The organism is Canibacter zhoujuaniae, from assembly GCF_011752015.1.
Lineage (GTDB): Bacteria > Actinomycetota > Actinomycetes > Actinomycetales > Microbacteriaceae > Canibacter > Canibacter zhoujuaniae.
In genome coordinates this window covers 749,473-775,779 of the sequence record NZ_JAAIKA010000001.1, presented here as the reverse complement: position 1 = coordinate 775,779, position 26,307 = coordinate 749,473, and the positions used below count along the sequence as shown (strand labels likewise).

Sequence of the window (26,307 nt, the reverse complement as noted above, 5' to 3'; positions counted from 1 at the left end):
AAGTGAGGCTTCTGCGTGGCTGAAGTTAAAAAGAAGCGGAAGTTTTTCCAGCGTGCCCCATTTATTTACGCGATGGTCGCGGTGCTGATTACCCTAATCGGTTTAAATATGCTGACAGCTGGCAATAATCCGCGCATTAGCACCGAGCAGGGGCTCTCCCTATTAGCAGACGCAGAACTAAAAAAAGTTGAAATAGTTGACGGTGAGCAAAAAGTAAATCTGGAGCTTACACGACCCGAAGAAAAAACCGGTGCTACCAGCGTCCACTTCCTCTACGTCGACGGCCGTCAGCCTGACGTTATCGCAGCGGTAAACAGCGCGAACATCGATGAAGAATTCACCGACTCAGTAGCTCGCCCAAGCGCACTGTGGACGATCCTGCAGCTTCTGTTCCCGCTTTTGATGCTGGGGCTCTTATTCTGGTTCTTCATGAATGCTGCTGGTGGCGGCGGTCGAATGGCCCAATTCGGCAAATCTCGCGCCCGACTTGCCTCGAAAGAAACCCCGCAGGTGCGCTTTACAGATGTGGCCGGCGCTGAAGAGGCCGTTGAAGAACTTGAGGAAATCAAAGACTTCCTGCAGGACGCCGCACGCTTCCAAGCAGTCGGTGCGCGCGTGCCAAAGGGAGTGCTGCTCTACGGGCCTCCGGGCACAGGTAAGACGCTGCTTGCACGAGCGGTAGCGGGTGAAGCAGGGGTGCCTTTCTACTCCATTTCAGGCTCAGATTTCGTTGAAATGTTCGTCGGCGTTGGCGCTAGTCGCGTGCGCGACCTTTTTAAAGAAGCGAAAGCAAACGCGCCTGCGATTATTTTCGTTGACGAAATCGACGCTGTTGGCCAGCGCCGCGGGCACGGCATGGGTGGCGGCCACGACGAACGTGAGCAGACGCTGAACCAGCTCCTTGTCGAGATGGACGGTTTCGACCCGAAAGTTAACGTTATTGTGATCGCGGCTACCAACCGTGCCGACACCCTCGATCCAGCGCTGCTGCGCCCCGGCCGCTTTGACCGTCAGATCGGTGTTGACGCACCATCCCTAAAGGGGCGTAAAGCAATTCTTGAGGTGCATGCGAAGGGGAAGCCGCTTGCTCCAAGCGTTGATCTAGAAGCGGTTGCCCGCAAAACTCCCGGCTACACGGGAGCTGATTTGGCAAACGTCCTGAACGAGGCAGCTCTGCTCACCGCACGCTCTAACGCGCAACTAATCGATAATCGCGCCTTAGATGAGGCAATTGACCGTGTGATGGCGGGCCCGCAGCGTCGCACGCGCATTATGAAAGATCACGAGCGCCTGGTGACCGCATATCATGAGGGCGGTCACGCGCTGGTGGCGGCCGGTCTCAACCACACCGACCCCGTCACAAAAATCACAATTCTGCCGCGCGGGCGGGCGCTCGGATACACCCTGGTTGTGCCGCTCGACGACAAGGTTTCTGTCAGCCGTAATGAGCTGCTCGACCAGATCGCTTACGCGCTTGGTGGGCGCGTTGCCGAAGAGCTTGTTTTCCACGATCCAACAACCGGTGCGGGAAACGATATCGACAAAGCAACCGCAACAGCGCGCCGCATGGTTACCGATTACGGTATGTCAGCGACGCTCGGTCCTATCAAATTCGGCGATGCAGACGTGTCACCGTTTATGGGGGCAGCCGGAGGTGGCGCACCAAAATACTCTGGGCAGGTAGCTCAGCGTATCGACGAAGAGGTGCGTGAAATTATTGAGCAGGCGCACAACGAGGCCTATGAGGTGCTCACTAAGAACCGCCACATCCTCGATCGGCTTGCTGCTGAACTGCTAGAAAAAGAAACTCTCGACCACAACCAGATCGCTGAGATCTTCAAAGATGTCGAGAAGCTTGCGCCGCGCCCAACCTGGCTGTCAAGCGCGGACCGTCCGGTTTCAACGCAACCCCCGATTGCGATACCCAGTGCTGCTATAACCGATGTGCCGGTTGCTGAGATCTCAGAGGCGCAGGCAGACGGCGACGAAGAATCAGAAACAGAGTAATCGAAATGACTGTGGATCATAGGGCCGCAGCTGCAGCTGTTGCGCAGCTGTTGCGCGCCCTTGGTGAGGATCCGACATCAGCCAGATTGAGTGGCACGCCAGCCAGGGTCGCTGACACTCTAGCCGAATTTGTTTCAGGGAAAAACCGCGACGCAGCCGCTGTTTTCGATAACGCAATGCAACTGGAGCAGGTTGCTGCCAAAGATGAAATAGTGGCGCTCAAAGGCCTGCAGTTCACGAGCCTGTGCGAGCATCATCTGCTGCCTTTTAGTGGCAGTATCGATATTGCCTATGTGCCAGGCAGTAAGGTTGCCGGTTTTGGTGCCTTCTCGCGTCTCGTGCAGACCGTCGCGCTGCGTCTGCAAATGCAGGAGCGCATCACAGCGGAGATTGCTGACGGAGTGATGATGGGGCTTGACGCCCGCGGCGTGCTGGTGTTTATAGAAGCCCGGCACGGCTGTGTTTCGGCGCGCGGCCCGCGCGAAACACAGGCAACCGCTGTGACGACCGTGTCGCGTGGCGTTTTAGATGAGCCAGCGCAGCGACTAATCGCGCTCGAACAACTGCGCAGGAGTGAGCCATGACACTTATTATGGGGGTGCTAAACCTCACCCCGGACAGCTTTAGTGATGGCGGTAGTTATGTCGATACTGCCACCGCTGTTGCACGGGCGCGCGAGATGGTAGCGGCCGGAGCCGAGATTATTGACGTCGGGGGTGAGAGCACCCGGCCCGGTTCAGTGCGTGTCGACCCAGATACAGAATGGGAGCGGATCGCTGACGTTGTAAAAACACTGGTGTCGCTCGGTATCACCGTGTCTGTCGATACCGTGCACGCAGCAACTGCACAGCGCGCGATTGCTGCGGGTGTGCAGTACATTAACGATGTTTCCGGTGGTTTACACGATCCGAAAATTTTACGAGTGGTAGCCGACAGCGCAGCACACTATATTGCGGGGCACTGGCGAGGTTTTCCAAGCGCAACCGAGTATCGAGATCAGTATCGTGATGTGGTTACAGATGTTATTGCGGATCTTGCGGATCGCGTAGCTGACGCGATCACTGCGGGTATTGCGCCAGAACGGATCGTGTTAGATCCGGGCCTCGGATTCGATAAAAACACCGAACAGTGTTGGGAAATTTTAAGCCGCCTGCAAGAGTTTAAAGTATTGAACGCCCCGCTGTTAATCGGAGCAAGCCGCAAGCGAATGCTCGCAGACCTCTTGCACGGTGCGCCGCCAGATGCGCGAGATGTAGCAACCGCAGCAGTATCCATGCACTGTGCTGCTGCGGGTGTGTGGGGTGTGCGCGTGCACAATGTTAAAGCTTCGAGCGATACCGTGAAAGTTGCGCAGAAACTGCACGCTGTAAAAGCAGGTCTGCCTGCTGGTATTTCTGCGGCTGTTACGCAGCATAAAGCACCGGTCGCAGACCGTATAACGCTGACCGGTCTTGAAGTTTTTGCCCATCACGGAGTTTTCGACTTCGAGCGCGAAAAAGGGCAAAAATTCTTGATAGACGCAACGGTCACCCTCGAGAAGCTTGCCGGCGATGCGGCAGACAGTCTGCAAAACACTGTGCACTATGGAGATTTGGCAGAGGCTCTGCATAAAGCAGCAGCCACCGCGCCGGTAGATTTGATCGAGACCCTTGCTGACCGTCTCGTTCATGTGGCACTGCAATTCACTGGTGTAGCGGCGGCAGAGATCACTGTGCACAAACCCGAAGCGCCGATCCGCAAGAATTTTACCGATGTGAGCATCACCGTAAGCAGAGAAAAAACGGGGGAGCAGTGCGACAGATAGCGCCTATTTTGCTGGCCTTCGGTGCCAATCTCGGCGATCGTGCTGGTGCAATTCGTGCTGCGCAGGCTGAACTGGCCGCGCACCCCGAGATTCATGAGTTTGACTCTAGCCCCTTGCGCGAAACAATCGCGCTTACTGAGCACGGCCCCGACCCGGAAGCGCCGCGCTACTTAAACGGGGTGGCGCAGGCTGTCACCACCTTAGAGCCCCTGGCGCTACTGCGACTTGTGCAGCAGGTGGAAACAAAATACGGCCGCACCCGCACAACCCGGTGGGGAGATCGCACACTAGATATTGATGTGATTAGCTATGCCGGTCTGGTGCAGCGCACCCCGGAACTCACCCTGCCGCATCCACACGCACACGAGCGGGACTTTGTGCTGTCGCCGTGGCTCGCGCTCGATCCGAATGCGGTGCTGCTCAGGCACGGACGTGTGGCGGATCTGCTCGAGCGGATCGGCGATACAACGCTGCCCTACACAGAAAATGAAAGCGCGGGTGGTGAGCGTGTATAACCAGACGCTACCGCTGCGGTGGGGATTTTTAACAGCAGTGTTTGCCGTAGCAGCCGGCTACCTCGCGCAGCAACTGCGCACCAACTTCGGGCATCCCCTGCTCTCACCGAGCTATCTGCTGGCGGTGCTGTTAGTGGCTGTCGCAGTGGTGCTGCTGATCACGGGGTTGCAGCTGCGGAAGCGTCTGTTAGAGCGGGAGAAACGGCCCGATCCGTTTGTGGCAGTTCGGCTATTGGCGGCGAGTCGCGCAGGGCAGATTCTCGGGGCATTCTGGACTGGTTTCGGGCTCGGTCTCTTTATTTGGGTGGCGCCGCGCTTGGCTGAAACGGCTGCCGAGCTGTGGCTGCCGATGGTGGCGCTGCTGCTAACAGGAGCGCTGCTCTGGGTTATTGCACCGCTGGTAGAGCGGATGTGCAAAGTGCCGCCGGGCTCAGACGATGGAGACAGCGGGCGTGATGCGGATCCGGATACACTGCCCGATGTTGTTCCCGAGTCATTATCCAGTGAAGCGAAGCTCTGAGCTGACGCATTTTGCTGCTTACTATAATGGGTCGGGTAGTCGTAAACTGAGGGAGACATTTATGGATGCGATGCCAGAAGATCCCGAAATTCGGGCGTTTGAAACAACTGGCTCTGCGGTGAAACCACTCGGCCCGAAGGATGACTGGCCCTATGAGCGCGGTGTTTGGAATCGTCTTGATGCACGCTACGCGTGGGTCGATTTGGTGGGCAATTTAATTCCTGTTCTCCTTTTTGCTCTCGTGTTCGTGCTGCCCATAATTGACGCGGAGCACGGGCTCGGTGGTTTTTTCGAGTGGATCCCTGCGTGGGCTAGATATATGGCGCTAGTTATCGCGGGGTTGTTTCTCTGTAACGCCGCCCTTGCCTTTAGGCGGGTGCGCACAATGGGGTGGGTGATGCGTCAGGATGATTTTGTGTTTCGGCGCGGCCTCCTCTTTCAGCGCACCAGTGCGGTGCCTTACGGGCGCTTGCAGCTGGTGGATATCAGCCAGGGGCCGCTGCAGCGTAAGCTCGGCTTAGCGTCACTAAAGTTTTTAACTGCGGCAGCCAGTGGCACACAGGTGCTGCCCGGACTGTCAGCTGAAGATGCTGATCGCTTGCGTGATGAGCTGATTAGCGTAGCTGAATCTCGACGCAGCGGGGTTTAAGCATAAATGGCTGAGATGACTCACGACTGGCGGAAGCTGCATCCGCTGTCACCTATTTTGCGTGCCGGTTTCACGCTGCTGATTGTTATTGGGTTGTTGCTAGCAAACATGCGAGACCTGATTTTAAACAATCTTTATAAAGTGCTCGGAGTTGACGATTATGCAGTCGAGGGCGGCGACCCGGTTGATGATGCCCTGCAGTTTGCCAGTCATGCGCAGCTGGGTTGGTTGATTATTACCGGCGGTGTTCTCGCGGTTTTGCTGCTGATCGCATTTTTTTCGTGGCTGAGTTGGCGGTTCACTAAGTTCCGGATCACCGAGAACACGATTGAGCTTCGCACGGGTGTGATCTTTCGCGGGCGCAAAGAAACAACGCTCAACCGGATTCAGGCTGTTGACTTAGAGCGGCCTTTTTTGGCTCGCGTATTCGGGCTGACAGCTCTGCGCATCGGCACAGCCGCAGGAGATATGCAGTTGCAGTATTTAGCGCACGCTGAGGCTGTTGAGCTGCGACGGGATCTCTTGCTGTTACTGGTAGAAAAAGACATCGTTTCCGATAGCGATGTTGCTGCCGCCGTGCAGGAAGCCGAGGACGCAGGTGTGGCAGAGACACAATCTTCGCTGCTTGCGGATCGCGCCAAAGACGTTATTGACCAAGATCTTGACGGCGAAGCATTAAAACAGGATACCGGGCGTTTAATTTTGGGCTATCTCCTGAAGCTGCCGCTTATTATTATCGTGCTTACGTTGACCGGTGGGTCAATTGTGCTTGGGTTTTTCATCAAAGATAAAGGTGATTCGCTTCTGCTCTTAATACCTGTTGTGGTGCCGATGCTGTTTGTTTTCGGCGCGCAGTTAATAGGAGCGTTGAATAAGCAGTGGAATACCGCAGTTCAGGTGCAGGAGCGCGAGCTAAGGATGCGCTCAGGTCTGACCACGACAAAGTCAGAATCGGTGAAGTTGGATCGTGTGCACACTGTTGCGGTTAGCCAGCCGTTGCTGTGGCGAATTCCCGGCTGGTACAAAGTGCGGATTTACACTTCAGGTTTTCAAACAGTCGGTGCTGGCCGGTCTTATGAGGTAATGCCAACGGCTTCGGCCTCCCAAGTGCAGCAGCTGGTGTCCTGGATTCTGCCGGGTCGAGTAACAGAAACAGAGCTTGCCCGTGTTGCGCAGTTTGCGAAGCTTGAGCCACTTAACTATAAAGCCGAGCGGAAGGCCTTCCCACTCTTGTTGTGGTCTCCAAAACGAGAGGGTGCTGAGCTTATCTTTTCTGAGAAAGATAAAACACCGCTTCTGGCGCTGCGCGGCGGCATCGCCCCGCGGCAGACAAGCTTAATTAAACTCGAGCTAGCGCAGGGGATAACGGTAGCCAGCAGCTTCGGGCACAGACTGTTTGGGCTCGCTGCGGTAACGGTGCACTGCACTGGTGCGGTAAATAAGAACACTGTGCGCGCTCTCGATATTGCTGCGGCGAAAGAAGCATTCACGAGAGTGAATAGCGAAATTGTCGGAGCAATTAAACGGGAGAGTATGAGTGCCGAATAAAAAGCCGGGACGGTTGGCTGTTGGCGTTGTCGGGAGCGGCAAGGTCGGCCCGGTGCTTGCGCGCGCGCTAGCCGGCGCGGGGCATGAGATTACTGCGATTACAGCAAGTGACGACGCCGCCCGTGAGCGGGTTGAATCAATGCTTCCAGGTGTGCCGGTTAGGCCCCTGGATGTTGTTGTGCGCGACTCCCAGTTGGTGCTTTTCGCGATTCCCGGGCACGAGCTGCCCCAGTTAGTTGCCGGTCTTACCACGGCAAAAATTTGGCAGCCGGGTCAGCTTCTCGTGCACACCGCACCAGAGCATGGCTACTCAGTTTTTAATCCCGCAACGGCCGTCGGAGCCATCCCGCTTGCGCTGCATCCGGCCCTGGTTTTCACCGGCACGAGCCTCGATTTAGCGCGCCTGAGCGAATCTACAATTGCAGTTACTGCGCCCGATATAGTGCTCCCTATTGGGCAGGCGCTCGCAGTTGAAATGGGCGGTGAGCCGGTTGTGATATCTGATGCGGATCGCCCGGCATACGCCGACATGCTCGACGCCGCCCGTGAAATGAGCGCAGCAATTGTGAAACAAACTGTGAGCGGATTGCGCGAACTCGGAGCTGCAATGCCCGAGCGCATAGTTGCCGGAGTTGCAAACGCAGCTGTCGCAGAAGCCCTGCGAGTAGCGGAACAGTATTCGGCTGAATAATATTTGTCTGCTCTTGCGTGCTGTAATGCTCGGCACACCGCTTTTCTACGCTGTGATTTCAAGGCTAGAAAACAGCTGGAAGCGCTAAGATTGGCGGGTAAAGATTTTTATCAAATGGAGGATTGCCACACATGGGTGAGCAGCGGTCGCAGGCAGCAGAATCGGGTGTCGAACAGAACGTGCACGAGCAAAAAGCTGTGCGCATGGCAAAACGTGAAAAATTGATTGCTGCAGGTGACCTCGCAGGTGGTGCATATCCGGTAACAGTGCCGGTAACAGACACAATCCGCAATGTGCGCACTAAGTGGGAGCATCTGACAGAAAGCCCGGATCAAAAATCTGGCGAGGTTGTAGGTATCGCAGGCCGGGTTGTGTTTCAGCGTAACACCGGCAAACTTTGCTTTGCTGCGCTGCAGGCGGGTGACGGCACCCGTATTCAGGCAATGTTTAGCCAAGCAGAATTGGGCGAAGAGCTACTCGCAGACTTCAAGGCGCTCGTCGATCTGGGTGATCACCTCTTTGTTAAAGGTGAGGTTATCTCCAGTCGGCGCGGCGAGCTGTCGGTTATGGTCGCTGACTGGCAGATTGCTTCGAAGGCTCTTGCGCCGCTCCCAAACGCCTTTAACGAAGACCTCAACGAGGAAACCCGTGTGCGGCAGCGCTACCTTGATCTGATCGTGCGTGAGCAGGCGCGTGTAAACGTGCTGACGCGCGCTAAAACAATGGCGAGCTTGCGCAAAACCTTCGCCGAGAAAGACTTCGTAGAGGTTGAGACCCCAATGCTGCAGACAATGCATGGTGGCGCCTCAGCTAGGCCTTTCGTCACTCACTCAAACGCTTTTGACACTGAGCTGTATCTGCGTATCGCGCCGGAGCTCTACCTAAAACGTGCGCTAGTTGGTGGTTTGGAAAGAGTTTTTGAAATCAACCGCAACTTCCGCAATGAAGGAGCCGACTCAACCCACTCACCTGAGTTTGCGATGCTTGAGTCTTACCAGGCATACACCGACTACAACGGCATCGCCGACCTCACTCAAGAGCTGATTCAAAATGCTGCGCTTGCGGTTAATGAGGGCACAGACCGCGAGGGCACGCATGTTGTGAAGTGGGCAGACGGTACGCTCTTTGATCTTGGCGGCAACTGGGATCGAATCTCAATGTACGACACCCTCTCAGAAGCCTGCGGCGTGAAGATTACACCGCAAACCTCAGTAGCTGACCTTAAGGCAATCGCCGATAAGGAGGGTGTGGAGGTGAAGCTTCCGAATCACGGCAAGCTGGTTGAAGAGCTGTGGGAACACTTTGTAAAAGACGGTCTCGACAGGCCAACTTTCGTCATGGACTTCCCAGTAGAAACAAGCCCGCTGACCAGGCATCATCGCTCGATTGAGGGTGTTGTCGAAAAGTGGGATCTTTATGTGCGCGGTTTTGAGTTGGCGACCGGATACTCAGAGCTTGCCGATCCTGTTGTGCAACGGGAGCGTTTTGTCGAGCAGGCAAAAATGGGTGCTGCAGGCGATGATGAGGCGATGCGCGTTGATGAGGAGTTCTTGCGCGCAATGGAGCACGGTATGCCGCCCGCCGGTGGCATGGGTATGGGCATGGATCGTCTGTTGATGGCGCTGACGGGTCTTGGTATTCGTGAAACAATTCTCTTCCCGCTTGTAAAGTAGGGTGGCAGGTATGGACTGGTTGAGTAACGCTGTTTGGTCGCTGATTCCGACAATTTTTGCGGGTCTGGTGCTCTGGATTATCTTGCGTGCTGTTTTGCGCGCAGATCGCACTGAGCGCCGAGTTTATAAGCAAATTGAGGCTGAAGAGCGGGCAAAGGCGGGGCTGCCCCCGAAAGAGTAGTTTATGCGTCTGCTCTTGCAACTACTGGAACAGTTGCCGCTTTTTGTTGTCGTCATCGATACGATTATTCGTATTCTTGCGCTTTTTATTGTGCCGCGAAATCGTCGCCCCTCATCCGGCACTGCCTGGCTGCTGTTTATTTTTGCGCTCCCGATTCCGGGCGCTCTGCTTTTTGCCGTCATCGGCAGCAGGCGTTTGCCGGCGATCCGTCGTGCACGACACGACTTTATTCACGAAAAATTGCAGGCGGCGATTACCGACGCAGCTGTGGCGAGTTTCCCGCTGCCCCCAGAGCCGCGTTCGGAGGGGCTTGAGAACGCGGTGCGGATCGGCCGCGCGCTTGGTGCATTCCCGATGCTCGGCGGCAATAAGGCCTCTTTGCACTACGACTACAAAGAGTCGATTCAACAGATGGCTGATGCGATAGATCTAGCTCAGTCGCACGTTAACGTTGAGTTTTATATTCTCGTTAGCGACAGCACAACTGAACCGGTTTTTTCTGCCCTCCGCCGCGCAACAGCGCGAGGCGTGAAAGTGCGAGTACTAATTGACCACGTCGCTGCAATCATGAACCCGGGCATGTTGCGCACCCGCAGACAGCTGCATGAGATTGGCGCTGAACTCTATTACATGCTGCCGCTCAGGCCCTGGCGGCTGCAGTATCAGCGCCCAGACCTGCGCAACCACCGCAAGCTGCTTACCGTTGACGGCTGCATTGGTTTTATGGGCTCGCAAAACCTCATTGACTCAAGCTACAACAAACTTAAAAACCGCTGGCGTGGTCTGCACTGGAAAGATCTGATGGTGCGCGTTGAGGGGCCTACTGTGCTCGCCTTAGACATGATGTTTCTAAAAGACTGGTACGCCGAGAGCGGGGAGCTGCTTGATTTTGCGACCGACGAGTTTCCTGTTGTGCACCAAGAATCTCGCTTAGAAACACAGCTGCTGCCGTCTGGCCCTGGTTATGCAACAGAAAACAACCTGCAGGTGTTTGTTGCGCTGCTGTACACTGCCAGACGCCGGATTAGCATCACCAGCCCGTATTTTGTGCCGGATGGTGCGCTTATGGCAGCCATTAAAGCTGCCACTGCGCGGGGTGTTGAGGTTGAGCTGTTCGTTTCAGAGATTGGTGATCAACCGGTTGTCTACCATGCGCAGCGCTCTTACTATGAGGAGCTGTTAGAAGCGAATGTGCGCATCTTCATGTTCCGGCCGCCCTTTATCCTGCACGCAAAACATTTCACGGTTGATGATGATGTCGCGGTTATCGGATCCTCAAATATGGATCAGCGCTCCTTTAACTTGAACTTTGAAATTTCTCTTGTGGTGCACGGAGCTGATTTTGTGACAGAACTTGACGGTGTGAACGACTACTATCGTGAGCACTCTCGCGAGCTCACCCTTGAAGAGTGGAATAAGCGCAATATTTTCGCGCAGCTTGCTGACAATGTTGCCCGTCTCACTAGCTCTTTACAGTAGTAATTTTCAGCTCACGTAAGCCCTCGGCGAACACCGCCCAATTTCAAGCTAAACCCCCGTATCGTGGTAACCAGATAAACGGAGGAAACTATGTTTGAGAGATTTACAGACCGTGCGCGCCGTGTGATTGTGCTTGCCCAGGAAGAGGCAAAACTGCTTAATCATAACTACATCGGCACTGAGCACATCCTGCTCGGCCTGATTCATGAGGGCGGCGGTGTAGCCGCGAAGGCTCTCGAGCAGCTCGAGATTTCGCTCGAGGCCGTGCGGGAACAGGTGACTGAGATGATCGGTAAGGGGTCTCAAACGCCGTCAGGGCACATCCCGTTCACTCCGCGTGCAAAGAAGGTGCTCGAGCTCAGCCTGCGCGAAGCTCTCCAGCTCGGCCACAACTATATTGGCACCGAGCATATGCTGCTGGGCTTGTTGCGTGAGGGTGAGGGCGTTGCAGCCCAGGTGCTGGTAAAACTCGGCGCAGACTTAAACCGTGCGCGGCAGACCGTGATCCAACTGCTGTCTGGCAATCAAGATAGCGGCCGAGAGCCAGTGGCTGTCGGTGGCGGGGAGTCTGATGCTGCCAAAGAAAAGGGCTCTCAGGTTCTCGATAAATTTGGCACCAACCTGACACAGGCTGCGCGTGACGGCAAGCTCGACCCTGTAGTTGGGCGGGAAAAAGAGGTTGAGCGTGTGATGCAGATTCTGTCGCGTCGCACTAAGAACAACCCGGTATTAATTGGTGAACCGGGGGTCGGTAAGACCGCAGTTATTGAGGGTCTTGCGCAGGCTATTGTGAGCGGCAGCGTGCCGGAGACTCTGAAAAATAAGAAGCTGTATGTGCTCGATCTCGGCTCTCTGATCGCCGGTAGTCGATACCGCGGTGACTTTGAAGAACGCTTGAAAAAGGTGATGAAGGAGATCCGGACCCGCGGCGACATCATTATCTTTATTGATGAGATTCACACCCTGGTTGGCGCGGGGGCGGCAGAGGGGGCGATTGACGCAGCAAATATTCTGAAGCCAATGCTTGCACGCGGCGAGCTGCAGACTATTGGTGCGACAACACTTGACGAGTTCCGCAAGCACTTTGAGAAGGATGCCGCCTTAGAGCGTCGCTTCCAATCGGTAATGGTGAATGAGCCAACTCCGGCGCACGCTATTAACATTCTGAAGGGGCTGCGCAAGCAGTACGAGGAATTCCACAAAGTTAAGATCACCGATGAGGCAATCGAAGCTGCTGTAAACATGTCAGCTCGCTATATTCAGGATCGCTTCCTGCCGGACAAAGCTATTGACCTTATTGATGAGGCCGGGGCTCGGTTGCGCCTGAGCGCACTGTCAAATCCGCCTGAGTTACAAGAGCTCGAAGAGCAGATTAAACTCGCTCGCGCCGCCAAAGAAAAGGCTATTGAGGATCAGGATTACGACCTCGCCGCAACAAAACGTGACGAAGAAAAACAGCTTACCGGTAAACGCCTGCAGCTTGAAAAAGAATTGCGGGCGGGCAACGGCGGCGAGTTTGGTGTCGTAACTGAGAGCGTGATCGCTGAGGTGCTGGCTAATGCAACGGGCATTCCAGTCTTTAAGCTGACCGCGGAAGAAACAGCTCGGCTGCGTTTTATGGAGGATGCTCTGCACGAACGCGTGATCGGCCAAAACGAAGCAATTTCAGCGCTTTCTCGCACGATTCGCCGCCAGCGAGCTGGTTTGAAAGATCCGAAGCGCCCCTCAGGCTCATTCATTTTCGCTGGCCCCACAGGTGTTGGTAAAACCGAGCTTGCTAAGGCGCTTGCTGAATTCCTGTTTGACGACGAAGACTCACTCATTTCTCTCGATATGTCAGAGTACGGTGAGAAGCACACTGTGTCACGTCTGTTTGGCGCAGCACCAGGATTCGTTGGCTATGAAGAGGGTGGGCAGCTGACCGAGAAAGTGCGTCGCAAGCCGTTCTCAGTCATTCTGTTCGACGAAGTTGAGAAAGCGCACCCGGATATTTTCAACACGCTGTTGCAGATACTCGAAGAGGGGCGTCTGACAGACGGTCAGGGGCGCGAAGTTGACTTCAAGAACACTGTAATCATCATGACCACCAATCTCGGCTCAAAGGGCATTGCGGGCGGCCCGGTCGGTTTCTCAATGGGAGCAGACACCGAGGCCGGCTATGAAGCAATGCGCGCTAAGGTAAACGAAGAGCTGAAACAGCACTTCAAGCCTGAGTTCTTGAACCGTGTCGATGAGACCATCGTGTTCCCGCAGCTGAAGAAGGACGAACTCCTGCAGGTTGTTGGCATCTTTATACGACACCTGCGCGAGCGACTGCTCGACCGTGAGATTGGTCTGGAGGTTACTGACGCAGCCCGCGAACGTCTGGCTGAAGTTGGCTATGACCCTGCGATGGGCGCGCGTCCGCTGCGTCGCACTGTGCAGCGGATGATAGAAGATCCGATCTCAGAGAAGATTATTGCCGGTGAGATTACCGATAACAGCCTCTTGAAGGTTGATTTTGTCGACGGTGAGTTTGTCTTCGAGATTGAGGGCCAGCAGGTTGATGCCGGCCAGGCAGCGGCGGATGCCGCAGCAGCGATCGCGCAGAACGGGCAGGAGCAGTAGGGGTAGTACTGCGTTTAGAGCGGGGCGCGAGCTGCTTTCCATCTTCTGGAAGCAGCTCGCGCCCCGTTTTGTGATTATCTAGCTACCCGTCTGCTACAACAGCGCGGCCTGCGGCTCGGCCGCTAAACAGGCAACCACCGAGGAAAGTGCCCTCTAGTGCGTTGTATCCGTGCACGCCGCCGCCACCGAATCCGGCAGCCTCGCCAACGGCGTAGAGCCCGGGGATCACACTGCCTGAGCTGTCGAGTGCGCGTGAGTGCAGGTCGGTTTGGATGCCACCCAGCGACTTCCGAGTTATCATATACATTTTTATTGCGATAAGCGGGCCGTGTTCTGGATCAAGCAGCCGGTGCGGTTTTGTTGTGCGCGATAGCTTGTCTCCGATGTAGCGGCGTGAATTGTGCACGCTCATCGCCTGCGCGTCTTTCGCGAAGGGGTTGACAAATTCATTATCCCGCGCCCCGATTACCCGGTGCACGCTGTCTGCATCAAGTAAATCTTCATCGGTTAGCGCATTCATCTTCGCCACCAGCTCGGGCACAGTATCAGCGCTAACCCAATCTTCGCTCCAATCAATAAATGCCTGCACCGGCGCAGGGACACCCTTCCCTAAACGAGTTTTGAGCAGCAGTTTACGATCATGGTTTGTGATGTCAGGGTTTTGTTCACTGCCGCTTAAGGCAAACTCTTTTGCCGCCACTGTGCTTGAAACAATAAACCAGCTGTGGTCGTAGTCGGCAATAGCAGGATCAGTGCGCAACATGCGCAGAGTGCTCAAAGTGTCGTGTCCCGGTAAACCGGGCGCCGGTAGACGCCGCCCGAGTGCGTCCAACCACAGAGGAGAAGGGCCGGGCAGTATCCGAATTGCGTGCCCGGGCCAGACGGGATCCCAGTTTTTGACACCCTCGGTGTAGTGCCACATGCGGTCACGGTTAACCAGCCGGGAGCCAGCAGCTGCAGCAACATCAAGCATGCGCCCGTCAACATACTCAGGAACACCGGTGAGCATTTTGCGCGGTGGCTTTCCTAAGCGTTCTGGCCAGTATTTACGGATGAGTTCGTGGTTTCCGCCGATACCGCCAGAGGCGACAATAACATTTGCGGCGCGCAGTTCAAAATCGTCTACCACGGTGTTATTTGAGGCCTCACCGCGGGCCCCGTTATCAGCTGCGAGCACGCTGCCACGCACGCCTGCCACCCTGCCATCTTCAACGATTATTTCTTCGACCCTGTGCCGGTAGCGCACCTCAGTTTTCCCAGCTGCGACGGCTTCGTGCAGTGCGTCAATAAACGGGCCGACAACACCTGTGCCGGTGCCCCATGGCACGTGAAAGCGGGGCACTGAGTTGCCGTGTCCGGTGGCGCTTAAATCTCCACGCTCAGCCCATCCAACGACGGGGGTCAGCTTAATTCCCACCTGATCCAACCATGACCGCTTCTCGCCTGCAGCCCACTCAACATAGGCGCGGCCCCATTTTGCTGCCCATTCGTCTTCCGGATGCTTCCCAGCAAGCCGATCCCACGCAGCAGAGCCCTTCCAATCCTGCCAAGCGAGGGCAAAAGAATCTTTCACCCCGAGCCGGCGCTGCTCCGGCGAGTCCACTAAAAAGAGGCCGCCAAATGACCACCACGCCTGCCCGCCAAGATTTTGGTCAGACTCCTGATCAAGAACTAGAGTTTGCTTCCCGCCAAGAAACATCTCTCTGGCAGCGACGAGGCCTGAAAGACCCGCGCCGATCACAATCGCATCTACGTCGTGCGCCATATTAGTTCCTTCCGATAGCAGTATTTATCCTGCGTGCGCCCTCTATCACCATTTCTGGGGCGCACCCGACATTAAAGCGTGCAAATCCCTGCCCGCCGCGCCCGTAGACATCGCCGTCGGCGAGTTTAATGCGCTGCTGCGAGAGGAGTGTTTGGGTGGGGGAATCTCCCAGACCAAGATTTCTTAAATCTAGCCATGCCAGATAGCTGGCGTTAGGTGTTGAGACTGGAATGGCAGGATCGAGAGTTTCGCGCAGCAGTATCTGGTTGGCCTCGATTCGCTCAATAGCGCGCTCAAGCCAGGCTTCGCCTGCTGTAAAAGCTGCAAGGTTACCGAGATAGCCAAAGCGATCAAATCCAGCGTTGATAGGTGTTGGAAAGTCTGCGAGGATCGCGGTTTCAGCTGTGCCAGCGGCGATAAGGAGCGCGCACTTTGTGCCCGGGATGTTCCAACTTTTACTAGCTGATGTTGTGACGAAACAGGGCACACCGTGTTTCGCAGCGATGGGCGCGAACGGGATAAATGTCGCATCTCGGTGTGTCAGCGGGGCGTGGATCTCGTCAGAAACAACTGCAACGCGGTATTTTGCACACAGCTGTGCCAGGCGTTCCAATTCAGCTGCGCTCCACACGCGGCCGAACGGATTGTGCGGGTTGCAGAGCACAAAGACGTCTACGCTTGCAGTGCGGAAATACTCTTCAAGAGCCGCATAATCAATGTCAATCGAGATGGTTTGACGGCCGTCACTTATCGCTATCGTCTGCTGCAATTCGAGCTGGCTGACTTTGGCCTGCGGGAGCGCTGAAAACATCACTGCAAAACCGTTATAGTTTGGGGTGTGCAGGGCGATATGCCCGCCATTTTCCGGTAAAAATAAATGCAGAGCATCGCGCACAGCCTGGTAAACGTCTCGGGTCGCATGCATCTGCTCTAACTTAAGATCCCAACCCCAGCGTCGCTTGGCGAAGGTCGCGAACCCCTCGCGCAGGCGCAGGCTTTCGTGCACGTAGCCGATACTGCCGCTCGCAATTGCATCCGTCCACGCATCGCGAATCTCTTGCGCTGGCGGAAAATCCATTTCAGCAATCCAGAACGGCAGCACATCGCTGTCAACCATCTGGTATTTTGCGTTGTCATAACGTGTGTGCAGCAGTGGGGAGGTGAGCTCATCCCAAGCTGTTCCGCTGGGTTCTGGCGCATTTGAATTTGGATACGACACTTGACCTCCGTTGCTCATGTCTTTAATTCTGCCATGAGTGTGCGAGATAATTGAGCATCATGAAGCACGACGAGACCCTCTTAGATGAACTCATCGCTGTGGGCGCTGACGCAGCTAGGCGGGGGCTTGTGTTGGCCTCCGCCGGTAATTTTTCTGTGCGGCTGAGCGATGACACCTTTGCGATAACAGGCTCGGGAGTCTGGTTTGACCGGCTCTCCCGCGCTGATTTTGCGACAATGAATTTGACGGGTGAGCATCTTAGAGGTGTCACCCCGTCGAGTGAGTGGCGCTTACACCGCGAGGTCTATAAGAGACGGCCAGATGTTAAATGCGTGCTCCATCTGCATCCGGAATACGCGACGCTGCTGCCAACACTGGGGCACAAAATCCGTCTTTTAACACTCGATCACGCGTTTTATGCGGGTGAGATAGGTGTGACAGAGTTTTACCCGAATGGGTCTGACGCGCTGGCCGAAACGGCAGCTGCCGAACTGGAAACTAAAAACTGCGTAATTATGAAGCATCACGGGTGTTCGGTTGTTGCGGACACCGTTGAGATGGCCTACCGGCGTGCTCTCAATTTAGAGGGGGCTGCGCGAATGTCTTTTAACGCACTCCAGTTGCAAGATAGCGAAACGGTGTTCCCCGATGGCGCAGCTGCGCATCACGCATAAATAGGGCACCTAGCGAGTTGGTAAATATAGCTGGCGACTCTCATCCCAAGGAATCTCCCAGCCCAGCTCGGATATCACACCGTCAAAAACCATCGCGGTAAAACCCCACAGCAGGGTTTTACCGTGCGGGGAAGAGATTTCAAAGGCCGGTGTGCCGACCTTTTTGTCGTCAAATTTTAAAGTCAGTGTGCCGCGGTTCTCAGGGTTTAGCAGCTCAGCGAGTGAAGCACGGAAGGCGCTTATCGCCTCTACCTGATCCGCACGAATTTCGCTTCGCGTGTGTCGCCACCCAAGCACAGGAGTGACCAGGTTGTTGCTCACCGGTAAAAACAACGGTTGTAGCTCACCCAGGGGAGTTACCTGCGAGCCTGGTACGCCAGTTTCTTCATGATTTTCGCGCAGCGCGGTGTCTGTGTGGTTCTGATCCTGCGGCTCAACACCGCCACCCGGGAAGGATATTTGCCCAGCATGGTAGCGCAGATTCGGGCTGCGCTGAATGAGCAGAATATCAAGGTCTGTTGGAGTTTGCGGAGGGTGGTTGCTTGATTCTCCAAACAGCAGCAACACCGCAGATTTGCGGATCGCTCCCGCGTCATCTGGCACAGCCGCTAGCGCTTTAAACGGTATTTTGAAATCCCTGGTGCCCAGCAATTTCAGCTGAGCTACCGGATCGAATTCCGTTCTGGGCATCAGCTTTCGAGATCGAGTTTTAACGGTTTACGGTCTAGGTAGCGGATGCCCTGCGGCTGCACCACGCCGGTGACGGGAACATCGTGTGTTTCGCGCGGTAGATCGGGAACCAACTCATCGTCATAGAGCAGTGCGAAAGTATCGGGCACCTGTTGCGTTGAACCGAGTGTGCGGTCGTAGTAGCCGCCACCCCATCCGAGTCGGGTGCCGGATTCATCAACCGCAGCAGCGGGAAGCAGAATTAGATCACAGTTGTCTATCTCCATTGGGCTAAAAACTTTGCCAATAGGTTCGGGGATGCCGTTCGCGCCGATAATAGTTTCTGAGCTGCTCGGCTCGATCCAGTCCATTAGCATGTCAGGTCTGCATGACGGCAGCAAGATTCGAACGCTGTTTTCTTTCGCCCAGGATATAAATTGGCTTGTGTCTGGTTCTGAGCGCACCGGGAGATAGGCGGCGACGGTGCGGGCGCCGCGCGCAACAACCAACTCTTGCATGTTGGCTGTGAGGGCTTGGGCCGCGGCAGATTTTTGTGCATCTGTCAGCGCTAAGCGTTTAGCTTTTACGGTCGCTCGAATCTCGCGCTTAATTTGGTGCATCTTGTCAATCTGCATGTCTCAATTCTCTCAAAATCCGCTCAAATGTTGCTGGAGTCCTCGCACTTCTCAGGAAATTTAGAATATTTGGGATACCCTCGGGGTATGAGTAAGTCAGTGATCAAAGCAGTAATTCCCGCTGCCGGGCTCGGAACCCGCTTCCTGCCTGCTACAAAAGCCACTCCGAAAGAGATGCTTCCGATTGTCGATAAGCCAGCAATCCAGTATGTGGTTGAGGAGGCGGCCGCCAGTGGACTGCATGATGTATTGATAATTATTGGCCGCAACAAAGGCAACATCGTTGACCACTTTGATAGCGTGCCTGAGCTTGAACAGACTCTGCATAAAAAAGGTGATAACACCAAACTCGGCATGGTGAAAGACGCGAGCGATATCGCTGACGTGCACTTCCTGCGGCAGGGGCAGCCGCTCGGCCTCGGCCACGCCGTCGGTCGCGCAGAGCAGCATGTTGGGCAGGAAAGTTTTGCGGTGCTGCTCGGTGACGACCTGATCGACGCACGTGATCCTCTGCTGCCAACGATGATTGCTGAGCACGACGCGCGCGGTGCGACCATTATCGCTTTGATGGAGGTGCCGCAGGAGCAGATCCACATGTACGGTTGCGCCGCGGTTGAGCCGACGGAGAACTCGGAAGTTGTGCGAATCACCTCGCTCGTTGAAAAACCGACGGCAGCAGAAGCGCCCTCCAACCTCGCCGTGATTGGCCGCTATGTGTTACGGCCAGAAATTTTTGAGCTGCTCGCAAAGCAAGAACCCGGGCGTGGTGGTGAAATTCAGCTGACCGACGCGTTAAACACACTGGCTCGCGGTGAAGCTGGGGAGAGCGCTGGCCCTGTTTACGGAGTAATTTTCCGCGGCCGCCGTTACGATACCGGGGATAAAGGCGACTGGATCAAAGCAAATGTGCAGGTGGGGATCGAAAGCCCCGGTGTCGGTGACGATCTAAAAGCCTGGCTGAAAGAGTTTGCAGCACAGTTGTAGCATGTCTTCCGCGTGTTAAAAGCGGATATATTCTAGTTTCCGAATACAGTTGTGGCTATGGGTGCAATTGGCGGCGGATTACTGGTTGGCTTAGCTATTATTTTGTGGGCTGGAATTTTAATTCCTGCCTTGATTGAACGTCGTCGCACTCTGAAGGCTGAGCTGTATGCCGGACGTCTCCAACGGGCGATGCGGCGGCTTGCGAATCAGGCTGAGATCTCAGCCGAGCGAGCGATTGTTGAAGAGGCTAAGCAGGTGCTGCAGAAGGAACGAAAACTGCACGCTGAACAGCAAGCAGCGTTAGCGGCAAGACGTGCCGATCTGGCGCAGGCGAAAGCTAAACAGCGCATCGCAGAGCTGGAGGCTAAACGACAGATGCGCTCACAGGCTGCGCTTGTGCGCGCGGAAAAACTGCGTGGCGCTCTGCCAAAATCTCTTCGCCTCGTGTTCCTGGCGATCGGTGTGCTGTCACTGATCGCCGCTGTTGTTGGAATCGGCCTGGCTCTCGGTGGTCAGGGTGCTGCGCTGCTTGTCGCCTCCGGCGGATCCTTTATCGTCTGTTTGGCGATGCTTGTGCTGTTAGCTCCCGGTCGTGCAGCGCAGCGTGCGCAGCGGGCTCGGCGGGATGCGCGCTCCTTGCGGGCGGCTTCTGCTGGCGGCGGGAGCCACTCTGCTGTTGTGGTGAAGCAAGAGCCTGCGACAAACGCAGCTAATCCGACTCTCAGTGCTGCTGAAGTAGCACGCGCGCAGGCGCGTCAGCATGCTGCAGCTCAGGCGGCTGCAGCGCAGCGGATCGCCGAGGCTCGTGCCAAACAGTTGGCGCGTGTGCGGCGACCGGAAGTGGTGCTAGAGAACCAGACGGACTCAATTCTGTTGCGGCAAGCAGCCCCCAAAACTGCATCTAAAGCAGTCGCCGCTGAGGCAACCTCGACACCTGCGCCGGTAACTGCTAATACTGCCCCAACAACTGAGCTTAAGCGTCGTCTGCACGAGGTTGGAGTTATCGACCCGAGACAGGGCGGTGGGGTTAACCTTGATGCCGCGCTGCGCCGCCGCCGCGCGAGCTAGAACTGTTTGGTGAAACTAGCCTCTAGCTTCCTCTATGACCGTTCGTAACACGGCTTTGAGCGGGTGAAAATGGGCTCGCACTGCTGTGCGATAACCCTCTAAATCGCCAGATTCGGCGGCGCGCAGCATGGCTGCGTGTGCGTTAACAGTATCCATTAGATCGCTGGGTGTTGGGGTGCTGTTCAGCACGATACTTTCCTGATGCACCGTCCACATCGCTATTTGCATTTGCTCAAGCACCGAATTATCAAGGCAAGCGCTGAGTTTTGTGTGAAATTCAATGTCTTTTTCTAAGAAACTGCGCCCTTGGTTGGCGTGACTCTGCATCTCTGAAACGGTGGCGTGCAGTTCTTCATTACGAGTGCCAGCCAGTTTTGCAACAACCTCTTCAGCCATTCCAAGCTCCAGCACTTCTCGGAGCAGCACCACCTGCAGCAGCGCCTCGGCGGAATCGGGCGCAGCTGATGAGCGCATTAAGAGGGTGCGCACCAGTGGACGCAAACTCATTTCTCCGACTACCGCGCCGCGCCCTTGCTTAATAGAAACAATTTCGAGGGCTTCAAGCTGCCTCAGAGCCTCACGCGCAGACGATCTAGACACGCCGAGTGCTTTGCACAGTTCGCTTTCGCTCGGCAGAGCATCACCCGGTTTTAATTGGTGCTGCAGAATGTACTCTTCAATCGCCCGCGCGGTCGCGTTAAAACGTGATCCGAGATCGAGTTTGCGGCTTGAAATCAAAGGAGACTCGCTATCTGCGTGAGTTTCGTCAGGTTTACAGTTAGGTCACGCAATAGAAAATGTTTGCAAAATTTGTAATTTAACTCGTTTCATAAGTTAACATAGGGCTGTTAGTACGATCTGTCTGATGTCTGACAAGTTAATACCAAAAGTAACTCAAACTCAAGGAAGAGGAGGGGTCGATGTCATTCACCCGCACTCGAAAAGCACTCGTGACTGTTGCCTCAGTTGCGCTTGCTGCGTCACTGGTTGCTTGCGCAAGCAAGGGTGGCTCATCATCAGAGGATGCAGCCGCTAAACCAGAAACTAACACTATTGGTGCTCCGCTGACGGCCGGTGTTGCATATGACACCACTAATTTCCACCCGTCAAACACCACTTCAGCTCTCGCAATGGGCACCAACCTGCACGTTGTTGAAGGTTTTTGGGAGCTTGACTACACAAATAACGCTTCTGCTGTGCCAGCTCTGGCAGCGGGCGATCCGGTAGAGGTCGGTGAGAACACCTACGAAATTACGCTGCGTGATGGAGCAAAGTTCTCTGATGGCACACCTGTTACCGCAGCAGATGTTGAGTCTTCATACAAGCGCATTGTCGACCCTGAAGCGGGCAGCTTGTATGCTGGCTTCCTCACCTTCATCAAGTCCATTGAGGCTAAAGATGACATGACTGTTACTGTAACCCTGTCATCACCTTTCGGGCAGCTGAAAGAACGTCTTGCGCTGATTAAGATCGTTCCTTCAGCGGCGACCGATGAGGAGCTTACTGCAAAGCCGATTGGTTCAGGGCCTTACAAGTACGAGTCTGTTGACGGCGCTGCTGAAGTCACCGCTGTGCCGAACGAGCACTACAACGGTCCACGCCCTGCTACCTCCGAGAAACTCACTTGGTTGGTGCAGAAAGACGACACCGCTCGCACCACGGCAGCGTCTGACGGCACGATCGATGTTATTGAGAATGTGCCAGCAGGAAACCGTGAGGTGCTTGAAGCAGCCGGCCTTAAAGTTGACTCAACTCCGGGCTTCGGCGTTGCGTTCATGATGTTTAACACCGCTAAGGCTCCTTTCGACAACGCTAAGGTGCGACAGGCATTCCACTATGCAATCGACACCCAAAAGTTGATCGACAACAACCTCGGTGGTGAAGCTACTGAAGCAAGCTCATTCCTGAATGAAGGGCACCCGAACTACAAGCGTGCATCACACGTTTACACCCACGACACCGCTAAAGCAAAAGAGCTGCTGGCAAGCGCGGGTGTTTCTGGTCTCACTGTTAACATTTTGACCACCGACCACCCGTGGGTTGCTGAGCTTGCGCCACAGATCAAGAACGATTTGGCCGCTGCTGGTATTGAAGCAACCATCGAGAGCATGGCTACTGCAGACCTTTACCCAAACCGGGCGGCTGGTAACGCAGCTGAGGGCAATGTGCCTAACTTTGATGTCATCGTGGCTCCTGGTGATCCTTCAGTGTTTGGCACCGACCCGGCTCTGCTGTTCGGATGGTGGCTTGGCGATAATGCTTGGACTCAGGAACGTTCAAACTGGAAGAACAGCGATCCTGAGAAATTCGCTGAATTCCAGGAGTTGCTGAATGCTGGTGCGTCTGCAACAGACGCTGCAGATGCACAGAAGAAGTGGGAAGCTGTGCAGGATTTCGCATCTGAGGAAGTAGCGATTTATCCACTCTTCCACCGTTCTATCCTGACCGGTTACAGCGCAGATGTTTCTGGTTTCAAGGCGATTGGAACCACAGGCCTGACTCTGCTCGGCGCTCATAAAGCTGAATAAAGAAGCGGCTTTTAACAGCTGAGCTGTTACGGCGGGAGAGCTTTTGCTCTCCCGCCGTAACCGTCACACAGAACAACTTGTTAGAGGGAGCCCACCGGTGAATAACCTCCTCAGGCTGATTGGCCGCCGACTTTTGATGCTGCCGATCACCATCCTCGGCGTCACTTTTTTAGTGTTCGCGCTGATGTCGCTGTCGCCCATTGATCCGGCATATTCAGCGCTTGGTGATACAGCATCTCAGGTGCAACTTGACGCGTATCGCGAACTGCACGGTCTAAACCAACCGTTTCTCGTGCAGTACTTCAACTACATTATTAATCTGTTTCAGGGCGATCTAGGTGTCTACGGTCAGGCTTCACAGTCTGTTTCCGACAAGGTTTTTACTGCGCTACCGCTGACAATACAACTGACCTTCTTAGGTCTGGCAATTGCACTTATCGTGGCATTTCCGCTGGGCATTATCGCAGCTATTTTCAGGGATAAATGGCCCGACCAGGTGATCCGACTGCTGTCGGTGGCAAGTATTGCAACTCCGTCTTTTTGGCTTGCCATTCTTTTAGTTGTTACGTTCATCGGCAAGCTTCCCGTCTCCGGTAAGCTGCCTGAATTCTCTGACAATCCCGGCGGTTGGCTGCTCCGGATGCTCCTGCCAGCGTGTGCTCTCGCAGTGCCGGTCATCGGACAGCTGACGCGTGTTGTGCGCACGTCGATGGTGGAAGAGCTGAACCGTGACTATGTGCGCACCGCTCTCGGCGCTGGTATTCCAAAGAACATTGTTATCGGCCGCAATGTGCTGCGTAACGCGCTCATCACTCCAGTCACAGTAATTGGCTTGCGGGTGGGCTATCTGATGGGCGGCGCAGTTGTGATTGAAATCATCTTTGGTTTGGCCGGCATGGGCCGGGTGCTTGTTGAGGGGATTCAACAGAACTGGGTCACAGTTGTGCAGGGCGCAGCGTTAGTGGTTGCGCTTGCATTCGTCATCATAAACATCTTGGTTGACCTGCTCTATGTGGTCATTAACCCACGAATTCGGGGGGTCTAAATATCATGAGCCGTAAACAACTCACCGAAAAAATGGCTCAGCCAGGAGTGCGTCTCAAACCCTTCTCACGCATGAATCGCAGCTCAAAGGTTGCGTTGGTTGTGTTGGCGCTCGTGGTTGTGATCTCAGTTATCGCGCCGTTTATCGCACCACACGATCCTGAGTTTATTGATGCTAAAGGCATTGCTCCCAACAGCACCTACTGGTTTGGCACGGATCATCTCGGTCGCGATGTTTTTAGCCGGGTGCTTTACGGTGGCCGTTACTCACTTGCAGTGGGTCTAGCTGCAACAGGGATTGCGCTGATATTTGGTGCGATTATTGGTTCGATCGCGGCGGTTGTGCGAAAATCGCTGTCTGAAATAATTATGCGGGCCATGGATATCGTTATGGCCGTCCCGGGAATAGCCCTCGCGGCTGTGCTCGTAGTGGTTTTCCGCGATGCAAAAAACCCTGAATCACTGGTTTTCGTTATTATCATGGCGATCGCGGCGGTCTATGTGCCGCAGCTAACACGTATTGTGCGAGCTAATGTGATCGCCGCGTACGGCGAGGACTATGTCAACGCAGTTGTCGTGTCTGGTGCGCGTGCGCCGTGGATTCTTGCAAAGCATGTTGTGCGCAACACTGCGGCACCTGTGCTTGTCTTTGCCACTGTGCTGGTGGCTGACGCGATTATTCTTGAAGCCTCACTCACCTTCATTGGTGCTGGCTTGCAAGAACCTATCGCAACTTGGGGCAATATCCTCTCTGGTGCGCAGGCTGGCATGATTCGCGGCTGGTGGTGGCAGGCCCTGTTCCCTGGCCTTGCGATCATGATCACAGTGCTCTGCCTCAACATTCTGTCTGAGGGCATTACCGACGCGATGGTTGCTGCGCCGAAAGGGAAGCTGCGCGATGCGCCGCGCTCAGACGCCGAGCGTGAAGCAGATCGTTTGCTCAACGACCCGGTTAAAGCACACGCTGCACAGGAGAGTGCGCTTGCTGCATCACTGGCGGCCTTGCGTGTCACAGAATCTCACCGTTCTGATCGCACCCACAAAACATTCGATGGTGAGCCACTGCTAGAGGTTAAAGACCTCTGCATTAAGTTCCCACGACACGGTGATGTAAATGTGGTTGATCACGTGAGCTTCGCAGTGCGACCGGGTGAGACTATGGGTCTTGTGGGTGAATCCGGCTGTGGTAAATCGATCACCTCTTTGGCAATTATGGGTCTGCTCGATCCGCAGGCGGAAATCTCGGGCGAGATCCTCTATCAAGGTCGAGATTTACTGCAAATGTCAGAGAAAGAGCGTCAGTCGCTGCTTGGGCATGAGTTCGCCATGATCTATCAGGATGCGCTGAGCTCTTTGAATCCGTCGATGCTAATTCGGTCACAGTTGAAGCAGCTGACCAGCCGCGGCGGCACCCGCACTGCGGAAGAACTCCTAACTTTGGTGGGTCTCGATCCGAAACGCACTCTTGCGTCATATCCGCATGAGCTGTCGGGCGGTCAGCGGCAGCGGGTGCTCATCGCTATGGCGCTGACACGCGACCCGAAGCTCATTATCGCTGATGAGCCGACAACCGCGCTTGATGTAACAGTGCAAAAACAGGTAATTGAGCTGCTCAATAATCTGCGGCACAAACTTGGATTCGCAATGGTTTTCGTGTCACACGACCTCGCGCTCGAAGCAGAGGTGGCTGATGCGGTTACAGTTATGTACGCTGGACAGGTTGTTGAGCAGGCGCCAACACGCGAACTACTGCAGAATCCAGTGCACGAATACACCCGCGGTCTGCTCGGATCCGTGCTCTCAATTGAAGCGGGGGAGGGTCGTCTGCATCAGGTGCCCGGCACCGTCCCATCGCCGAAGGATTTCCCGATTGGCGACCGCTTTGTGCCCCGCTCATCGCACCCAGATGTTGGTCTTGATGTGCCGCCGATACGCCTGCATATTCCGGGCACCGATCATTTCTACTCCAGCGCAGTAGACGCGGATGGAAAGCCTCTCAACCCGGTTGAGAAAGTGCTCGCAGACCGTGATCAGGAAGGGTCATAGT

The 26,307-nt window shown here is 55.2% G+C and carries 23 protein-coding genes; 18 read left to right on the top strand and 5 right to left on the bottom strand.

Annotated features, from left to right (window positions below; translation table 11 throughout):
• Positions 1-72 precede the first annotated feature (72 nt).
• The 12 genes from ftsH (at position 73) to HCQ99_RS03515 (ending at position 13,674) form a co-directional block, all read left to right on the top strand.
• Positions 73-2,007: an ATP-dependent zinc metalloprotease FtsH gene (gene ftsH / locus HCQ99_RS03570; protein WP_166986573.1), complete on the top strand. Its 1,935-nt coding sequence runs from the start codon at positions 73-75 to the stop codon at positions 2,005-2,007.
• Between the two features lie 5 nt (positions 2,008-2,012).
• Positions 2,013-2,591 carry a GTP cyclohydrolase I gene (folE, locus tag HCQ99_RS03565; RefSeq protein WP_166985800.1) on the top strand — a complete coding sequence of 193 codons (579 nt, stop codon included), beginning with the start codon at positions 2,013-2,015 and terminating at the stop codon, positions 2,589-2,591.
• The gene (folP, locus tag HCQ99_RS03560) at positions 2,588-3,811 is read left to right on the top strand and encodes a dihydropteroate synthase (RefSeq protein WP_208317154.1); all 1,224 of its coding nucleotides are present in this window, start codon (positions 2,588-2,590) and stop codon (positions 3,809-3,811) included. Before folE ends, folP begins: the two co-directional genes overlap by 4 nt.
• Positions 3,799-4,326, top strand: a complete 528-nt coding sequence (gene folK, locus HCQ99_RS03555; RefSeq protein WP_166985797.1) for a 2-amino-4-hydroxy-6-hydroxymethyldihydropteridine diphosphokinase — start codon at positions 3,799-3,801, stop codon at positions 4,324-4,326. Before folP ends, folK begins: the two co-directional genes overlap by 13 nt.
• Entirely contained in the window at positions 4,313-4,846 is a 534-nt protein-coding gene (locus HCQ99_RS03550; RefSeq protein WP_166985794.1) for a DUF3180 domain-containing protein, read from the top strand. Before folK ends, HCQ99_RS03550 begins: the two co-directional genes overlap by 14 nt.
• A 61-nt stretch (positions 4,847-4,907) precedes the next feature.
• Entirely contained in the window at positions 4,908-5,495 is a 588-nt protein-coding gene (locus HCQ99_RS03545; RefSeq protein ID WP_243854778.1) for a PH domain-containing protein, read from the top strand.
• A 6-nt stretch (positions 5,496-5,501) separates the two neighbouring features.
• Positions 5,502-7,043, top strand: a complete 1,542-nt coding sequence (locus tag HCQ99_RS03540) for a PH domain-containing protein (RefSeq protein WP_166985791.1) — start codon at positions 5,502-5,504, stop codon at positions 7,041-7,043.
• On the top strand, positions 7,033-7,734 hold the full coding sequence (locus tag HCQ99_RS03535) for an NAD(P)-binding domain-containing protein (RefSeq protein WP_166985788.1): 702 nt from the start codon (positions 7,033-7,035) through the stop codon (positions 7,732-7,734). Before HCQ99_RS03540 ends, HCQ99_RS03535 begins: the two co-directional genes overlap by 11 nt.
• Before the next feature lie 131 nt (positions 7,735-7,865).
• Positions 7,866-9,407, top strand: coding sequence for a lysine--tRNA ligase (gene lysS / locus HCQ99_RS03530; RefSeq protein ID WP_166985785.1), 1,542 nt, complete (start codon positions 7,866-7,868; stop codon positions 9,405-9,407).
• Positions 9,408-9,417: 10 nt separating this feature from the next.
• Complete coding sequence (locus HCQ99_RS03525) at positions 9,418-9,588, top strand: hypothetical protein (protein WP_166985783.1); 171 nt, start codon at positions 9,418-9,420, stop codon at positions 9,586-9,588.
• A 3-nt stretch (positions 9,589-9,591) separates the two neighbouring features.
• The gene (cls, locus tag HCQ99_RS03520) at positions 9,592-11,067 is read left to right on the top strand and encodes a cardiolipin synthase (protein WP_166985780.1); all 1,476 of its coding nucleotides are present in this window, start codon (positions 9,592-9,594) and stop codon (positions 11,065-11,067) included.
• Positions 11,068-11,157: 90 nt separating this feature from the next.
• On the top strand, positions 11,158-13,674 hold the full coding sequence (locus HCQ99_RS03515) for an ATP-dependent Clp protease ATP-binding subunit (protein ID WP_166985777.1): 2,517 nt from the start codon (positions 11,158-11,160) through the stop codon (positions 13,672-13,674).
• An 82-nt stretch (positions 13,675-13,756) separates the two neighbouring features.
• Here HCQ99_RS03515 and HCQ99_RS03510 read toward each other — a convergent pair whose 3' ends face one another.
• The gene (locus HCQ99_RS03510; RefSeq protein ID WP_166985774.1) at positions 13,757-15,439 is read right to left on the bottom strand and encodes an FAD-binding dehydrogenase; all 1,683 of its coding nucleotides are present in this window, start codon (positions 15,437-15,439) and stop codon (positions 13,757-13,759) included.
• A 1-nt stretch (position 15,440) separates the two neighbouring features.
• Positions 15,441-16,676 (bottom strand): MalY/PatB family protein, encoded by a 1,236-nt coding sequence (locus HCQ99_RS03505; protein ID WP_166985771.1) that lies wholly within the window; start codon positions 16,674-16,676, stop codon positions 15,441-15,443.
• 41 nt (positions 16,677-16,717) lie between these two features.
• On the opposite strand from HCQ99_RS03505, the gene HCQ99_RS03500 reads away from it, so the two are divergent.
• Positions 16,718-17,332 (top strand): class II aldolase/adducin family protein, encoded by a 615-nt coding sequence (locus HCQ99_RS03500; RefSeq protein WP_166985767.1) that lies wholly within the window; start codon positions 16,718-16,720, stop codon positions 17,330-17,332.
• Between the two features lie 9 nt (positions 17,333-17,341).
• Here HCQ99_RS03500 and HCQ99_RS03495 read toward each other — a convergent pair whose 3' ends face one another.
• Positions 17,342-18,022 (bottom strand): NUDIX hydrolase, encoded by a 681-nt coding sequence (locus HCQ99_RS03495; protein ID WP_166985763.1) that lies wholly within the window; start codon positions 18,020-18,022, stop codon positions 17,342-17,344.
• The gene (locus HCQ99_RS03490) at positions 18,022-18,636 is read right to left on the bottom strand and encodes a 5-formyltetrahydrofolate cyclo-ligase (protein ID WP_166985760.1); all 615 of its coding nucleotides are present in this window, start codon (positions 18,634-18,636) and stop codon (positions 18,022-18,024) included. The genes HCQ99_RS03495 and HCQ99_RS03490 overlap by 1 nt, the downstream gene beginning before the upstream one ends.
• A gap of 87 nt (positions 18,637-18,723) precedes the next feature.
• On the opposite strand from HCQ99_RS03490, the gene HCQ99_RS03485 reads away from it, so the two are divergent.
• The gene (locus HCQ99_RS03485) at positions 18,724-19,620 is read left to right on the top strand and encodes a UTP--glucose-1-phosphate uridylyltransferase (RefSeq protein ID WP_166985758.1); all 897 of its coding nucleotides are present in this window, start codon (positions 18,724-18,726) and stop codon (positions 19,618-19,620) included.
• Between the two features lie 57 nt (positions 19,621-19,677).
• Positions 19,678-20,688 (top strand): hypothetical protein, encoded by a 1,011-nt coding sequence (locus HCQ99_RS03480; protein ID WP_166985755.1) that lies wholly within the window; start codon positions 19,678-19,680, stop codon positions 20,686-20,688.
• A 15-nt stretch (positions 20,689-20,703) separates the two neighbouring features.
• On the opposite strand, the gene HCQ99_RS03475 is transcribed toward HCQ99_RS03480, so the two are convergent.
• Positions 20,704-21,426 (bottom strand): FadR/GntR family transcriptional regulator, encoded by a 723-nt coding sequence (locus tag HCQ99_RS03475; RefSeq protein WP_208317153.1) that lies wholly within the window; start codon positions 21,424-21,426, stop codon positions 20,704-20,706.
• A 182-nt stretch (positions 21,427-21,608) separates the two neighbouring features.
• Between HCQ99_RS03475 and HCQ99_RS03470 the strand changes: the two genes are divergently transcribed.
• From HCQ99_RS03470 to HCQ99_RS03460, 3 genes are all read left to right on the top strand, one after another.
• Positions 21,609-23,216, top strand: a complete 1,608-nt coding sequence (locus tag HCQ99_RS03470) for an ABC transporter substrate-binding protein (RefSeq protein WP_166985753.1) — start codon at positions 21,609-21,611, stop codon at positions 23,214-23,216.
• Between the two features lie 97 nt (positions 23,217-23,313).
• Positions 23,314-24,261: an ABC transporter permease gene (locus tag HCQ99_RS03465; RefSeq protein WP_166985750.1), complete on the top strand. Its 948-nt coding sequence runs from the start codon at positions 23,314-23,316 to the stop codon at positions 24,259-24,261.
• A 5-nt stretch (positions 24,262-24,266) separates the two neighbouring features.
• Positions 24,267-26,306 carry a dipeptide/oligopeptide/nickel ABC transporter permease/ATP-binding protein gene (locus HCQ99_RS03460; RefSeq protein WP_166985748.1) on the top strand — a complete coding sequence of 680 codons (2,040 nt, stop codon included), beginning with the start codon at positions 24,267-24,269 and terminating at the stop codon, positions 26,304-26,306.
• Position 26,307: the final 1 nt, after the last annotated feature.